Origin of the sequence: Inquilinus sp. KBS0705 (assembly GCA_005938025.2) — a bacterium.
Classification (GTDB): Bacteria; Bacteroidota; Bacteroidia; order Sphingobacteriales; family Sphingobacteriaceae; genus Mucilaginibacter.
Genome location: VCCI02000001.1, coordinates 1,625,127 through 1,640,375, shown reverse-complemented (window position 1 = coordinate 1,640,375; position 15,249 = coordinate 1,625,127). Strand labels below are relative to the sequence as shown.

The 15,249-nt window shown below is 41.5% G+C and carries 17 protein-coding genes; 6 read left to right on the top strand and 11 right to left on the bottom strand.

What is annotated here, in order from left to right; all coding sequences use genetic code 11:
• Positions 1-96: 96 nt before the first annotated feature.
• Complete coding sequence (locus FFF34_007200; protein TSD67175.1) at positions 97-1,584, bottom strand: ATP-binding cassette domain-containing protein; 1,488 nt, start codon at positions 1,582-1,584, stop codon at positions 97-99.
• Between the two features lie 421 nt (positions 1,585-2,005).
• Here FFF34_007200 and FFF34_007195 point away from each other — a divergent pair, with 421 nt between their 5' ends.
• Positions 2,006-2,173 carry a phosphatidate cytidylyltransferase gene (locus FFF34_007195; GenBank protein TSD67174.1) on the top strand — a complete coding sequence of 56 codons (168 nt, stop codon included), beginning with the start codon at positions 2,006-2,008 and terminating at the stop codon, positions 2,171-2,173.
• A 53-nt stretch (positions 2,174-2,226) separates the two neighbouring features.
• Here FFF34_007195 and FFF34_007190 read toward each other — a convergent pair whose 3' ends face one another.
• The 4 genes from FFF34_007190 to FFF34_007175 form a co-directional block, all read right to left on the bottom strand.
• A complete protein-coding gene (locus FFF34_007190; protein TSD67173.1) occupies positions 2,227-2,673 on the bottom strand; it encodes a hypothetical protein in 447 nt (148 codons plus the stop codon).
• Positions 2,674-2,782: 109 nt separating this feature from the next.
• The gene (locus tag FFF34_007185; protein ID TSD67172.1) at positions 2,783-2,989 is read right to left on the bottom strand and encodes a hypothetical protein; all 207 of its coding nucleotides are present in this window, start codon (positions 2,987-2,989) and stop codon (positions 2,783-2,785) included.
• Between the two features lie 157 nt (positions 2,990-3,146).
• Complete coding sequence (locus FFF34_007180) at positions 3,147-3,350, bottom strand: hypothetical protein (protein ID TSD67171.1); 204 nt, start codon at positions 3,348-3,350, stop codon at positions 3,147-3,149.
• A 287-nt stretch (positions 3,351-3,637) separates the two neighbouring features.
• Positions 3,638-3,883, bottom strand: coding sequence for a hypothetical protein (locus FFF34_007175; protein TSD67170.1), 246 nt, complete (start codon positions 3,881-3,883; stop codon positions 3,638-3,640).
• 185 nt (positions 3,884-4,068) lie between these two features.
• Here FFF34_007175 and FFF34_007170 point away from each other — a divergent pair, with 185 nt between their 5' ends.
• Both FFF34_007170 and FFF34_007165 read left to right on the top strand, forming a co-directional pair.
• Entirely contained in the window at positions 4,069-4,635 is a 567-nt protein-coding gene (locus tag FFF34_007170) for a sigma-70 family RNA polymerase sigma factor (GenBank protein TSD67169.1), read from the top strand.
• Between the two features lie 18 nt (positions 4,636-4,653).
• On the top strand, positions 4,654-5,742 hold the full coding sequence (locus FFF34_007165; GenBank protein TSD67168.1) for a trypsin-like peptidase domain-containing protein: 1,089 nt from the start codon (positions 4,654-4,656) through the stop codon (positions 5,740-5,742).
• 68 nt (positions 5,743-5,810) lie between these two features.
• Here the strand turns inward: FFF34_007165 and FFF34_007160 are convergent, their stop codons facing one another.
• Genes FFF34_007160 through pdxH form a run of 3 tightly spaced genes read right to left on the bottom strand, consistent with a single transcriptional unit; the run spans position 5,811 to position 8,209 of the window.
• Positions 5,811-7,058: an NADH-quinone oxidoreductase subunit D gene (locus FFF34_007160; GenBank protein TSD67167.1), complete on the bottom strand. Its 1,248-nt coding sequence runs from the start codon at positions 7,056-7,058 to the stop codon at positions 5,811-5,813.
• A 9-nt stretch (positions 7,059-7,067) separates the two neighbouring features.
• A complete protein-coding gene (locus FFF34_007155) occupies positions 7,068-7,565 on the bottom strand; it encodes an NADH-quinone oxidoreductase subunit C (protein ID TSD67166.1) in 498 nt (165 codons plus the stop codon).
• Positions 7,562-8,209, bottom strand: a complete 648-nt coding sequence (gene pdxH / locus FFF34_007150) for a pyridoxamine 5'-phosphate oxidase (GenBank protein ID TSD67165.1) — start codon at positions 8,207-8,209, stop codon at positions 7,562-7,564. Before pdxH ends, FFF34_007155 begins: the two co-directional genes overlap by 4 nt.
• A 109-nt stretch (positions 8,210-8,318) precedes the next feature.
• Here pdxH and FFF34_007145 point away from each other — a divergent pair, with 109 nt between their 5' ends.
• Positions 8,319-8,882, top strand: a complete 564-nt coding sequence (locus tag FFF34_007145; protein TSD67164.1) for a YqgE/AlgH family protein — start codon at positions 8,319-8,321, stop codon at positions 8,880-8,882.
• A gap of 40 nt (positions 8,883-8,922) precedes the next feature.
• Here FFF34_007145 and purE read toward each other — a convergent pair whose 3' ends face one another.
• The 3 genes from purE to FFF34_007130 are packed head-to-tail and all read right to left on the bottom strand — an operon-like array spanning position 8,923 to position 11,126.
• Entirely contained in the window at positions 8,923-9,420 is a 498-nt protein-coding gene (gene purE / locus FFF34_007140; protein TSD67163.1) for a 5-(carboxyamino)imidazole ribonucleotide mutase, read from the bottom strand.
• Positions 9,417-9,983, bottom strand: a complete 567-nt coding sequence (locus tag FFF34_007135; GenBank protein TSD67162.1) for a hypothetical protein — start codon at positions 9,981-9,983, stop codon at positions 9,417-9,419. The genes purE and FFF34_007135 overlap by 4 nt, the downstream gene beginning before the upstream one ends.
• Before the next feature lie 3 nt (positions 9,984-9,986).
• Positions 9,987-11,126, bottom strand: coding sequence for a 5-(carboxyamino)imidazole ribonucleotide synthase (locus tag FFF34_007130; protein ID TSD67161.1), 1,140 nt, complete (start codon positions 11,124-11,126; stop codon positions 9,987-9,989).
• A gap of 192 nt (positions 11,127-11,318) precedes the next feature.
• Here FFF34_007130 and FFF34_007125 point away from each other — a divergent pair, with 192 nt between their 5' ends.
• Both FFF34_007125 and FFF34_007120 read left to right on the top strand, forming a co-directional pair.
• The gene (locus tag FFF34_007125) at positions 11,319-12,776 is read left to right on the top strand and encodes an NADP-dependent isocitrate dehydrogenase (protein TSD67160.1); all 1,458 of its coding nucleotides are present in this window, start codon (positions 11,319-11,321) and stop codon (positions 12,774-12,776) included.
• A gap of 97 nt (positions 12,777-12,873) precedes the next feature.
• Complete coding sequence (locus FFF34_007120; protein TSD67159.1) at positions 12,874-15,246, top strand: hypothetical protein; 2,373 nt, start codon at positions 12,874-12,876, stop codon at positions 15,244-15,246.
• Positions 15,247-15,249 lie beyond the last annotated feature (3 nt).

The window sequence follows — 15,249 nt, the reverse complement described above, 5'->3', positions numbered from 1 at the left end:
GTTGCGGTTGAAAGCTGAAAGGCGAAAGGTAAAAGGTGTTGTTGGGTTGACAAAGATCCCTTATTGCCCAATATGCTAACTGCAAACCGCCTACTGCTAACGACCCACTACCATTCCCTTATCCAACTTTAAAACCTTATCTACGCTATCCGGTATCTCGTGCTGGTAATGGGTAACATAAATAAGCGTTACATTGCTAATACTGCATATAGCATCTACAACGCTTTTAAAATGCTGTTGCTGGTGGTCGTCAAGCCCCTGGCAGGGTTCGTCGAATATGAGTAAAGCCGGATTTTTTATCAATGCTCTTGCCAGTAAACATAATCGCTGGGCACTGGCGGGGATATTTTTTAACAAAAGGCGGGCATATTGGTCAATTTCCAGGGCTTTCATCCAGCTAAGGGCAAGGTCGGCTTTAGCCTTGCTGCTTGGCCTAAAAAGGCCCAGCGTATCATAAAACCCGCTTTCTATAACTTGCAGGCAACTATTATCAGTAGGGAAATACTGATAAAGCTCGGGCGATACAAAGCCGATTTTGCTTTTAATATCCCAAATGCTTTCGCCGGTACCGCGCTTTTTATCAAATAAAACAATATCATTAGCATAAGCCTGCGGGTTATCGCCGTTAATTAAACTCAGCAGGGTAGATTTTCCCGCCCCGTTTGGCCCCAGCAAAGCCCAGCGCTCACCAGGATTTACCTGCCAGTTTACTTCATTTAAAACAACCTTATCGCCATATTTAATATGGACGTTGGTCATGTTTACTATATGCCGGTAGGTGTGCTGTTGGCTGGTATTAAAAAGTTGTTTAAGGGCGGTAATATCTACAGTTGCTTTATTTTCAGTAGTAGGTGCAATGGCTTCAAACTCTTTTTTAGTTAATGTTTGGCTTATGGCGCCATCATCCAGTATAGCCACATGGCTTATTACTTCGGGTAGTTCGTGAGCTGAAGATGTGGCTATAATAATATGTATGCCTGAAGCCTTTACTTCGTTTAGTAATAGGTTAAAATAAGCACGGTTTTGAACATCGAGCCCGGTAAGCGGATTATCGAGCAGTAATAAAACCGGGTTTTTTAGCAAAGCTGCGGCTATCATCAGGCGCTTAGTCTCTCCGTTTGATAGTTTAATGATAGCCTTATCTGCTAAGCGCATTAAGTTAAGTGCGGTTATAACTTTGTCAAATGTCCAGTAGGGGGTGGTATGCTCATTGATCTTTACAACCTGTAAATATTCACTAACGGTAAGCGCGTCTTCCGAGTCGGACGAGTTATAACGCTGCTGATAATAAAGATCGGATGTGTTTGATAGATTTTTGAAGTGATGCCGGGCACCTGCAATGGCGATATACTGGTGAAAATTTTGAATGCTGTGGTGGTTAAAATTGTAGGTGATACTACCGCCGCTTACAGCCACATTACCGGCAATTACTTGTAGCAAAACAGTTTTACCCGAGCCGCTTTTACCTGTTATAGCCCAGTTTTGGCCATTATTTACGGCAAAAAATAAATTATCGAACAATAACTTATTTAAAAATTTAACGTTTACATGGTTTAAAGAAAGCAGCAGGTCAGGGTTTGTCATAACGCCGCACAAAATACATATCATTTTTATTTAGCAGGCTAAATAAGTTTTTTTATGATGGCAATAAAACCTTAATCGATAGCTTATTTTTTTAATTAAAAATAGTTATCAACATTATTTTTTTTTATTAAAACCTTATATAAATTGCACCATCCCCCATGAGTAAATTTCCATTTGAGCAGGTAAAGAAATTTAAACAATTATAAACTGTTACATTAAAAATTACCCCTAATGAAGCTCATCTTAATTTTAGAAGAACTTATACCACTAAGTTTGCTTCCGATGTTGATTGTATTAATTGCTGTACAATTTTTGCCAAACAGAAACATAGAAACCGAAGAATCTGATACTAATTTACTGCTCTAAAAAAGGGTATAATTATTGCATTTATTTTTTTATCGTAAATATTATAATCTAACCGATGAAAAAATTAAATTTATTAGTATTAGTAATGGCTGTTGTAGCCCTTAGCGGATGTTCTGTTATTGGTGGCATATTTAAAGCCGGGGCCGCTGTCGGCATCATTTCAGTAATTGTAGTAATACTACTTATTATATGGCTTATTTCTGCTTTCAGAGGGAGGCAATAATGGCAACATCCGTATAAAAAATTGAAGATCGTTTTAAACCAAACGATCTTTTTTTATTTGCTTTGTTTTTCCAGGCTTATATTAACTAATTTCCAACTGCTTTTATCGGCCCAGTCGCCACCGGTGTAGGCAAGTTTAACCTGCCAGGGAGTTTTAACAAACTTACCGCTGCTATCCTGCTGATTTACAGTAGACGAAATATTGTAGGAGTTGTTGGCAGTATCAATAATTGATCGAAAATTGTTTTTTGGAAACGCAGCCGACCCTGGTTGTCTCACCTTATCTTTTACAAATGCCTTTGCGATAGCAAAAGCCTCTTTTGCGTTTGGCTTGCGGTTTACATGTATCCTTCGGTTTTGAAGCACCCGCAGCATAATAACCGCAAAAGCTATGGCAAACAGTACCGAGAATATAGTAGCTATTCGTATACGCGGATGATGCCTCCAATGCAGGTTTTTCTTTTCATCTTCATTTAGGTTATTCCAGTCGGCGTATTTCATTGTATTAGTTTCAGCAATAAACAAACAGATGTGAAAATGTTTTTATAGCGATTTTTAAGCAAAAAAAAAGCCCCCGGTAAACCAGGGGCCTTTTTTAAAAAAAGTAAGATTACATTTTTTTAGCGGTGTCCATTTTAGCTGTATCCATTTTAGCTGTGTCCATTTTAGCAGCGGTATCCATCTTTGCAGATGTATCCATCTTTGCTGAATCAGCAGCAGCTGAATCAGTAGCTGAACCAGAACCAGAACCTTTACAAGCAGCAGCAGAAACTGCGATAGCTAATGCTAAAAAAGCAATTTTGAAAGAATTTTTCATTTGTGTTTTTTTTAAGTGATTTAATAGTTTTCAGGTATTAATACCAAAAACAAAAAAAGGTAACCCAATTTTTTTAAAAAAATTCAGGTTACCCTTTAAAATTAAAAAACTTAAAAAATTAACGATGTAATCTTTAAAATTAACCGGTTAGGTTAAATTATTTTTTAACTGTGTCTTTTTTAGTTGTGTCAACTACAGCAGTAGTATCTTTCTTAGCAGTATCAACTACAACAGTAGTATCTTTTTGAGTTGAATCTGCAGCAGCTGAATCAGCAGCAGCACCAGAACCAGAACCTTTACAAGCAGCAGCAGAAACCGCGATAGCTAAAGCTAAAAAAGCAACTTTGAATGAATTTTTCATGTTTTTGTGTTTTATTAATTTGTGATTGATTTATTTCTCTTTGTTGTTAATACGTATATCGTTAAAAGGTAACCCATGTGTTTTTAAAAAACTTTCTTGATGTTAAATTTTAACCTGTTTTTTGCTTGATCAGCTACACGATAATAGATATATAACCAATTGGCTACTAATATGATAAGTTTAATTGAGGTTTTTATATATTTTTAAATAAAATATTATCTTTTTTTTATTTAAAACGGCCTGTTTAAGTGTAATTCATAAAAAAAGCCCCGGTTACGGGGCTTTTTTTAACGCGGCGGTCTTTTAGTACTAGCCGTACCACCCGAGCCTGAATGGTCGGGTCCGCTATCTGCAGGCATTGCCGAGCCATTTGCGCCAGCTACCCCGGCTGTAGTGTCTAACTTTGACGAGTTTGGTGTTGCAGATTCGTCTTTCGCGCTATCAGGAGCCGCATTTGAACCGTGACCTGAGCACGCAGCAAACGACACGGTGATTGCCGCCCCTATAATTAATGTTTTAAATAAGTTTTTCATGGTTGAAATATTAAAGTATTAATAACACTATTAACAAAATCAATGCCGCTGTAATCTCTCAATTAATTGCACGATATTGCAGCCCTCATAATAGGCTGTTAACCTACATTTGGTAAGCATGCTTATTGGGGCAAAAAAATAATTTATATTATTGGGTTACAATTCGGTATAAAAAGTATTAAGTAGTGAATAATCAGTTAAACGTGGAAATACCGGCAGATAGTGAAGTGATCATTGGGATACTTAACAACTCTGACAGTGTTTTAAAGAAGTTATATCTGGCTTATTTCCCAATGGTATTGCAGTTGGTTATTAACAACAACGGCGACGAGGATGAAGCAAAAGATATTTATCAGGAAGCGATTATAGTTCTTTATAATAAGATAAAACGGGGCGATTTTGAGTTAAGCAGTAAACTTAAAACCTATATATACTCGGTTTGCAGGCGTTTGTGGCTAAAAAGGCTTAAGCAAATGAACCGCTACGGGGGCGATATAAAGGATTTTCAGGAGTTTTTACTTGTTGAGGATGAAGTAGAAGCACATCATGACAGGGATATACAGCTAAACAAAATGGCAGACGCGCTTAAATTATTAGGCGAACCCTGTAAAACTATTATGGAAGATTTTTATATGCACAGCAAATCTATGCAGGATATATGCGAGCGGTTTGGCTATACCAATGCTGATAACGCAAAGACGCAGAAATACAAATGTTTGCAAAGGCTGAAAAAACTATTTTTTCAGCAGTAAATTAGGAAGGGTATTTATATGAGAGACGAATTTTTAGAAACAATAGAGCGTTACCTGGATGGTGAAATGACCGCCGGTGAGCGCGAGCAATTTGAAGCATTGCGTAAAAAGGATGCTACTATTGATGCTAAAATAACCGAGCACAAACATTTTACAGGCCTGTTAAAGCAATACGGCGAACGCTTATCGCTTGAAACAAGGCTAAACGAGATACATGACGAAATTGATGTACACACATTAAAAGACAACCTGATGGTGCATCCATCATGGGTGGTACAATTGTGGCGTAATCATCACTCAAAAATATCGGTGGCGGCATCTATAGCTATATTTGCCACTTTACTTACGCTTTATTTTACCGGCGACCTGAGTAACCGCGACCCGCGCTACCAGCAGTTAAAGCAGGAAGTTGCCAATATCGGTAAAAAACAAGACGAACTTGGCAATAAAATTAAGTCAACTAAAACTACCGGCCCTGTAATTACTGCGAAATTTAGGGGGACAGGCTTTGCCCTTACCGGTAACGGCTATATTGTTACCAACTTGCATGTGGTTAATGGTGCAGATTCGGTGTACGTACAAAACAGCGATGGCGAATCATTCCACACCAAAGTAATTTACACCGAGCCGGAGTATGATGTAGCTATCCTGCAAATTAACGACCCTGAATTTAAAAACCTTGGCCCGGTACCATACAGTTTCAGGAAAACTAAAGGCGACCTTGGTGAAGATGTTTACACTTTAGGCTATCCCGGCGACGTGATCAAATTTGGCCCCGGCGCGCTTACTTCGTCAATTGGTTTCCATAACGATACTACCGAATACGAGGTGTCTGTACCGGTTAACCCGGGCAATAGCGGCGGCCCTTTGTTAGATGCTAAGGGTAATATTATTGGTATTATAAGCGGTAAACAAACCCAGGCATCAAGCGCGGCCTTTGCTGTAAAATCAAACTACCTGCTAAAAGCTATTGAAAATATCCCTACCGATTCTTTAACCAAAACGTTAAGCATCAATAGTAAAAACACCCTTGCCAACTTAAGCCGTACGCAGCAAATTAAAAAGCTTAGCAATTACGTGTTTATGGTAAAAGTATATAATCAGTAAAATCACAATTACTTTATAATGAAAAGAGACGCAAGTAATTGCGTCTCTTTTTTTGTTATAGGGTTTAACTATCTATCCACCTCGCCCAACACAAAGTCGATAGAGCCAATTATTGCTATTAGGTCGGCTATCATAACGCCTTTAGATATTTCGGGCAGTACAGACAGGTTATTAAAGCTTGGCCCCCGTGCTTTAGCACGAAAGGGTACTTCGGTACGGCCATCGGCTACAAAGTAAAAGCCTAGCTCGCCTTTGGCGCCTTCGCAGCGGGCATAGTAATCTTGCGCCTTGGGGGTTATTTTGCGCGGCAGTTTGGCACGCGGGTCAAAATCAGGGGTACGTTTTAACTCTTTTTGCAGGCGGTCAAGGCATTGCTCAACCATTCTTAACGATTGGTCAATCTCATCAACCCTAACCTTATAACGGTCCCAGCAATCGCCGGTGGTGCCCATAGCGCCTGTACCTATCGGTACATCAAATTCAAGTTCTGGGTAAACCGAATAGTTATCAATACGTCGCAAATCGTACTTTAAGCCCGAACCACGCAGCACCGGGCCGCTGCAGCCGCAGTTAATGGCTACATCTAATGGCAATACGCCTACATTAGCCGTACGATTGATAAATATCTGGTTATCGGTAAGCAATTGGTTAAGCTCAACCATTTTTGGTTTAAAGTATTCTACAAACTCGCGACAGCGTTCTTCAAAACCAACCGGCAAATCGTAAAACAAACCGCCCACCCATATATAATTATATAGCATGCGCGAGCCTGAGGCCCATTCCAACATACCCATTACATGTTCGCGATCTCTAAAACACCACAAAAAAGGGGTAAAGGCGCCTATATCAATACCGTAAGTGCCAATAGCTATCAGGTGCGATGCGATACGGTTAAGTTCGCAAACCAATACGCGTATATACTCTACACGTTTTGGGATATCCTTATCAATACCCAGCATTTTTTCGACGCCCATTACCCAGGCGTGGCTGTTGTTCATTGATGCCAGGTAGTCTAACCTATCGGTAAAGGGGATGGTTTGCTGATAAGTAAGCGATTCGGCATGTTTTTCAAAACAGCGATGAAGGTAACCAACATGGGGGATAACCTCTTTTACTATCTCGCCATCGGTTATCAACTCCAGCCGCAAAACACCATGCGTTGATGGGTGCTGCGGACCCATGTTCAGCACCATATCTTCCACAGATGCTTCGGCTATCTTTTTGTGATAACTTTGTAAGGCTTCGTTGTATTTAGAAGTTGTTTCCAATCTATTTTTCTTTCCGTCATTGCGAGGTACTAAGCAATGACGCTTCATGATTATATCTTAATCAATTTTTATTCCTTTATAATATTCTGCAGCCTGGTAATCTTTACGTAATGGGTATCCTTCCCAATCATCAGGCAATAAAATTCTGCGTAGATCGGGGTGGCCTTCAAAAAATATCCCTACCAGGTCATAAGCTTCGCGCTCGTGCCAATCAGCCGTGCGGTAAACACCCGAAACACTGGGGAACGAAGGTAAATTATCCTCATTGCGGTCATTCAGCCTGCTTACTTTTAATGTTAGCTGTAAATGGTAAGGTATAGATGCCAAGTGATAAACTACGCCGAAGCGGCCATCATCCACACCATAATCCATACCGGTTAGGCACGATAAAAAATCGAAATATGTTTTGGGGTTATTGCGTAGTTCCAGGCACACATCGGCTATCCTATCCGGAGCGATGAGTAGGGCAGGTTGCATGCCGGTGCGTTCTTCGCCCAGCACAACAGCCTCGCCAAATTTATCCGTAAGCAATAATTTAATATCGTCAAAACTCATGGCGCCAGGCGTACAATTTTCCAGTTTTTATTATCGGTTTTCTTATAAACTATCCTATCGTGCAGGCGGCTGCCGCGTCCCTGCCAAAATTCTATCATGCGTGGGCGCAACACATAGCCACCCCAAAAAGATGGTTTAGGAACATCCGTATCTGCATACTCTAACTCTAATGCAGCCATACGTTGTTCTAAGGCTTCGCGGCCGGGTATTTCCTGGCTTTGCGGCGATGCCATGGCACCTATCTGGCTAAGCTTAGGGCGCGAGTGGAAATACTTCTCCGAATAATCTTTATCCAATTTATCAATGGTGCCTTCAATACGTATCTGGCGTTCCATATCGCCCCAGTAAAAAATAAGGGCGCCTAATGGGTTCTTGCTTATCTCTTTACCTTTGCGGCTTAAATAGTTGGTGTAAAACTTAAAGCCATCGTCGCTAAAGCCCTTTAGCAGCACTATCCTGGCCGATGGCCTGCCATCGTGTGTTGCCGTTGCCAGGGTCATGGCGTTAGGCTCGTGCACCTTGTAATTAATGGCTTCGTTGAACCATTTATCAAACTGGCGTATAGGGTTGGCATCTACATCGGTTTCGCTAAGCGAGGCTGCGGTGTAGTCCTGTCGTAAATTTTCAATATCTTTCTGGTCCATCAACGCAAACTTACAAATTTATTATACCGTATATATTGTTACAAGCTTCATTTTAAGTGATAATGAACATATTTTTACATTTGGCGTTATTTAAGTAAATTACAACTGTATGTTAAGTCAAATTTCGGCTGCCGCGGGGCGCTTGCTTATATCAGAACCATTTATGCCCGATCCTAATTTTAAAAGGTCGGTAATACTGCTAACAGAGTATTCTGAGGCAGGTGCTATGGGTTTTATACTCAACCATCAAACCGAATATTTACTGGGTGATATTTTACCTGATGTATCTTATTCCGAAATTCCGGTTTACGAAGGGGGGCCGGTTGCACCCAATACCCTGCACTATATACACCGCTGCCCCGAAAAAATTGCCGACGGTATAGAAATTTGGGATGGCATTTACTGGGGCGGAAATTTTGAGCAGATAAAGGAACTGATAACCAACTACCAGTTGAAAGAGGATGAAATTAAATTTTTTACCGGCTACAGCGGCTGGACACCGGGCCAGTTAGACGACGAATTGCGCGAAGACGCCTGGATAGTAGCCAATAAGTTTGATATAGATACCGTATTTAGCAACAACGAGCACAATTTGTGGAAAGAGGCAGTGATAAACCTTGGCCAGCGGTATGCCCACATTGCCAACTTCCCCGAAAACCCGATGTTAAATTGATTTACGATTGTAGACTTACGATTTTAGATTTGCCCTGGGATTAAGACTCCATATCCTTAGCCGATTGCTCAACCACTTGTTTTAGCTTTTCTTTAAACGCGATCAAATTAGCTACTAATGCCTCATCAGCTGTTGACAGTATTTGAGCGGCTAAAATACCCGCGTTTTTTGCGGCATTTAGGGCAACGGTTGCTACAGGTATGCCGTTAGGCATTTGTAATATAGATAGGATAGAATCCCAGCCATCAATAGAATTGCTTGATTTAACAGGGACGCCAATAACGGGCAAATGCGTTAACGAGGCCACCATACCCGGTAAATGCGCTGCGCCACCGGCACCAGCAATAATTACCTTTATGCCACGGCCGGCAGCGGCACGGGCGTAAGTAAACATCCTGTCGGGAGTGCGGTGGGCCGATACAACGGTGATCTCGTAATCAACGCCCAGTTCTTTCAAAACATCCGCAGCATCCTGCATAATGTTTAAATCCGACTTGCTGCCCATTATAATGGCGATCTTTGGTTGGGGTTGGTTCATAGTTTTGTATTTTGTATCAAGTTTATTTTTTTTGACAAATCGCTAGCTAGCATTGCTTTGATAAAGTCATTCAAATTGTTTTCGTTAACGTTAAGAGTAAGTAATGGTATGCAAAAATCACCTAAATTATAGAACTTTGAAACAGCATTTTGCTTTGAATATTTGTTGTTAGTCTTTTTAGCAGTCTCTGTGAGTTTTATACAGATATATTTATGGGTTCCGGTGGTAAATCTCCAACCGACAGGCTGCTTTACAATATATGTATCTTTAATCTCCTGCCATTCAACAAATCCTCTGTTTGGCTTTTTTTCAAACAAACCGTAAGAGGATCGACTGAAAAGTCCTCTTTCATCGATTATAATTTCCGGTCGTTGATCTAGTAGCATAAATAAGCTGATGGGAATTGCTAAACCAAAAAAGCATACAGCTAACCAAGCCATAATCGGGTTGGTTCCACCATGTTCATAGAGTATTTCATATAAACCAAATGCGATAAATGGTGATGCCAAAAAGAGCAATTTAATAGCCTTCCAACGCGATTTATAAAGCTTAAGTTCAGCCATCACTTACGCTATCACCCTAAGCGTCTCCTGCACATATCTTGCCTTCTCAATCGCTTTTTCCCTGTCGTTATCTACAATGGTTACATGGCCCATTTTACGGAAGGGCTTGGTTAGGGCCTTGCCGTAAAGGTGTACATACACCCCATCACATTTTAATATTTTTTCTATCCCCTGGTAAATGGCGGGGCCCTCATAGCCGGCTTCGCCTAAAACGTTTACCATTATGGCATTGCTTCGGCAGGTAGTGTCGCCCAGTGGTTGGTTAAATATGGCCCTTAAATGCTGCTCAAATTGCGATACAACGTTACCCTCAATACTTTGGTGGCCGCTGTTATGCGGGCGCGGGGCAAGTTCGTTTACCAGTATCTTACCGCTTTTATCTAAAAATAGCTCTACGGCTAACAAGCCTACTATATTTAAAGTTTCTGCTATTTTTTTGGCTATGCTTTCAGCTTCCTGTTGTATCTCAAAGGGTAGGGTAGATGGCGATATTAAAAACTCAACCAAATTGGCTTCGGGGTTAAACTCCATCTCAACCAGCGGGAAGGTTTTTACCTCGCCGTTTTCGTTACGGGCTACTATTACACCAATCTCTTTTTCAAAATCTATCATCCGCTCAATCAGGCTGGGTTCGGTAAAGGCATTTTTTAAATAGCTTTCATCTAATACCTTGTACACACCTTTGCCATCATAGCCGTCGCGGCGAAGTTTTTGTATGTAGGGGAACGGTATATGGCTCTCTTTTAACTGCTGTGCGGATGATATCACCTGAAACTCGGCAGTAGGTATCTCATTCTCTTTAAAAAACTGTTTTTGCAGGCCTTTATCCTGTATCAGCCTTATTATGCGCGATTGCGGGTAAACCACCACACCTTCTTTTTCAAGCTGCTCCAGTGCATCCACATTTACCTTTTCTATTTCAATGGTAAGCAGGTCTACCTTTTTACCAAAGTTGTAAACAGTCTCGTAATCGCTTAAACTCCCCACAACAAATTCGTTGCAAAGGCGGCGGCAGGGCGCCTCGCGGTCGGGGTCAAGTACCTTAACGGTAACATTATAATTAATTGCCTGTTGTATAAGCATACGGCCCAACTGGCCGCCGCCTAAAATTCCTAATCGTAAATCGCCGTAAAATGCTTTCATTGTAGTGCTGCAAATTTAACCTAAATCTTTTAAAAAGCCCATTGCGAATTCCATCTTATAAAACGGGCAAAATATTTGCTGTAAACAATGCATTTAAATGTCAAAAAGCTCAGCTAATTAGCATTTAAGGGTGTAAAAAGAGGCTTAAAAACCCTACCTTTGCACCGTTTTTTACCTACCACAACTATTTATATGAAAACAAAGATAGCAGTTGCCAAAGGCGACGGTATAGGGCCCGAGATAATGGCCGCCGTCCTTCGCATATTTGAAGCCGCAAATGTACAGCTCGATTATGAGTATGTAGAAATGGGGAAATCTTACTTTGATGCAGGCCACTCCACCGGCATGACCGCGCAGGCAAAAGAAACCATCGAACGCCTTGGCCTATTATTTAAGGGCCCTATGGAAACCCCGAAAGGCAAGGGTGTAAAAAGTATAAATGTAACCGCACGTAAAGTTTGGAACACCTATGCTAACCAACGCGATTTTAGGTCGTTAAATGGGGTTGATACTGTTTTTTCAAAAGCAGGTATACCTATTAACTTAACCATCGTTCGCGAAAATATTGAAGATACTTACGGCGGCATCGAGCACTTGCTAACCAACGATGTTGCTGTTGGCCGCCGTATTATTACCCGGCCGGGCAGCGCGCAGGTAATACGCTACGCTTTTGAAATGGCACGCCGCAAGGGCTACACCAAGCTGGCTTGCGGGCATAAAGCCAACATCATGAAACTAACCGATGGTTTGTTTTTAGAGACTTTTAAAGAGATAGCCAAAGAATACCCGGATATCGAATCATCAGATATTATTGTAGATGATTTGTGCATGAAGCTGGTATCGAGGCCCGAAATGTTCCAGGCTATTGTATTAACCAACCTGCAGGGCGATATCGTATCTGACCTTTGTGCCGGTTTAGTAGGCGGCCTGGGCTTTGCACCATCGGCCAACATTGGCGATAACATATCCATATTTGAAGCCGTACATGGTACCGCGCCTGATATTGCAGGCCGTGGTATTGCTAACCCTACCGCTTTATTGCTATCGGGTATATTAATGCTGCGCTATTTAGGTTTTACTACTGCCGCTGCCAATATCGAGAACGCTTTACTTTACACCTTAGAGCAAGGCATACACACAGGCGATTTCGGCGATAAAGCTACAGCAGCCGCCAATACCGAAGGTTTTGCTGATGCGGTGATAGGCAACTTAGGCCGCATACCTGCTAAAGGCGCGGTTATTGGCCAGCCGGACATGGAAGTTAAAGCTAACCACGACCATCCGCTTAAAAATAAACTAACCGTTACCAGCACTACTACTACCGAAGAAATGGTAGGGGTGGATGTGTTTGTAGAATCGAGCAAACAGCCAAACGAATTGGCCGAACTTGCACAACGCAAACAAACCGATAACTTTCAGTTGGTGATGATATCAAACCGTGGTACGCAGGTGTGGCCAACCGGATCGATATTTACCGAATTGGTGAACGAATACCGCATTCGTTTTGAGAAAAAGGACGGCACTACCATTACCCAAAAAGAAATATTGCACATAGCTGCCGACCTGTCGGAGGATTTTAAAGTGTGCTCGGTTGAGTTCCTGATGAAGTTTGACGGCAAAATTGGTTATACCCTGGCGCAAGGGCAGTAATTAAGTCGAAAGTATAAAGTAAAAGCCTGTCGCCCGACAGGCTTTTTTTATTTGTGGTTATTGGTATATTTATACAACAATTATAACCGGCCGCTTTATGCGCAAAAAATCCTTATTGTTATTTGTTTGGTTATTACCCATAACTATTGCTATTGCGCAATCAGATACCTCAGCTATAAAAGCAAACACCCCCATATTTAAGGCACTGCTTAACCTGCCTGCAACGGAAAAAGCATATCTGCATTTTGATAAACCTTATTATGCAGCCAGCGATACCATATACTTTAAAGCCTATGTTACCATGGGCGAACGTCACCAACCGTCTACAATAAGCGGGGTGCTGCATGTCGATCTTATAAATCCGCTTAATAAAATAGATAAGTCGATAAAACTACAGCTGATCAATGGCGTAGCCTGGGGTGATTTTGATTTACCTGACACCGTATATATGGGTAACTACCGCATAAGGGCCTATACCCAGTGGATGCGTAATGATGCTGACCCGACCTTTTTTGAGCGAATTATACCCATAGGAGGAAACCGGACGATACCAAACAGCAATATGCAGCGGGCAGGACAAGCCGATATCACTTTCTTTCCCGAAGGTGGTAATTTAGTGGCTGGCGTTAACTCTTTTGTAGCTTTTAAGGCAATTGGCGGCAATGGTTTGGGGTTGGATGTAAAGGGTGTAATAACCGATGATGATAACAGGCAGGTGGCCAAATTTACATCGTCGCACTTAGGCATGGGCGGCTTTTATTTTACCCCCGCCGAACATAAAACCTACCGCGCTATTTTAACTTACGCCAATGGGCAGCATAGCCTGGTTGATATGCCTGCTATACAATCAAGCGGATTGGTGCTATCTGTAAACAACGATTCGATAGCGCAGGCAACGGTAAGCATAAAGGCCAACGCTGCTTATTTAGCCGCTAATCGCAATAAAGACTATACACTTGTAATATACTCCGGTGGCAAAGCTACATCAGTTAAATACAGTTTGGATAGCGCTGTTACAAACCTTTACATCATGAAAAGGCGCTTAAATACTGGTATAGCAACCATCACGCTGTTTTCGGCTGATAACGAGCCATTGGGCGAGCGGTTGATATTTGTGCAGAAATACGACCAGTTAAGTCTAAAAGTTAACAGCGATAAGTTAGTTTACAATCCGCAGGAAAAGATAGATATTAATTTAAACGCTACTACCCGCGCAGGGCTACCGGCAAAGGGCAGCTTTTCGGTATCGGTTATGGATGAAGATAAGATACCCGTAAACAAAAGCAGCGAGCATACTATTTTAACGGAGTTATTGCTCACAGCTGACTTGAAAGGCTACATTGAGCAACCTAATTATTATTTTACTAACGCTACAGAGCTTGTTAAACATGACCTGGACCTGGTGATGCTTACCCACGGTTACAGGAGATTTGAATGGAAACAAATCTTGAACAATGAACCCGCTGCAATAGCTTACCAGCCCGAAAAAGCTTTGCAAGTAAACGGAAACGCACGCAACTTATATGATAAACCACTTGATAAAGGCACTATATCCCTTATACCCCAAAAAGGCGGCATGTTAAGCGAGACAACAAACAACAAAGGCGACTTTAAATTTACCAACCTGATATTTACCGATACGGCTAAATTTATACTGCAAGCGGTTAGCAGTAAAGGCAAAAACGGTACCAAGCTAAGTTATAACAAAGATGAAGGCATGCCTGCTATTAACCCACTTATACTGCAGGATACCACGGCAAATGTTTTAGTACAAACCTATGCGCAAAATAACAACAAACAGCTAAGCGCACTTGGCCACTTAAAAGGGCGCGTGCTTAAAGAAGTAACTATAAAAAGCAGCAAAAGGTACACCCCAAAAGTAACCAGCAGATATGGTCCCGCCGATCAAACTATACCCGCGGAAGAGATAGGTGAAAACGGGCTGTTAATTTTTAAATTAATGCCTTTATTACGAGGAATGAGGCTTGTACCAACTCGTGAACCTAACCTGTATATTCCGGAATTAACTCAACCAGGTTTGCCTGGGGTAAAAGTCAAAATTATTGTCAATGATATAGAAATGGAGTTAGGGTTTAATATAAATTCAATCAACCCCGATCAGGTAGAGAGTGTTGATATTATAAGGAATCCACTTGCGCCTGCCATTATATTCACTATAAAATACGGAGTGAATCCACGTTACATCACCTCCACTGGTATTTTACCCATCACCGTAAGTGGCTTTTACAGGGCCCGGGAGTTTTACTCTCCCAAATATGAGCACCCACAGGATAATCCTGTGGATATACGCTCAACCATTTACTGGAAGCCTGACCTGCTTACTGATGATAAGGGCAATGCATCTTTTACTTATTATAACGCCGGTAAAGGTAATTATCGCGTGGTGGTAGAGGGGATGGACGATAAAGGCAATATTGGCAGGCAGGTATACCACTACACTGTTAAATAACAC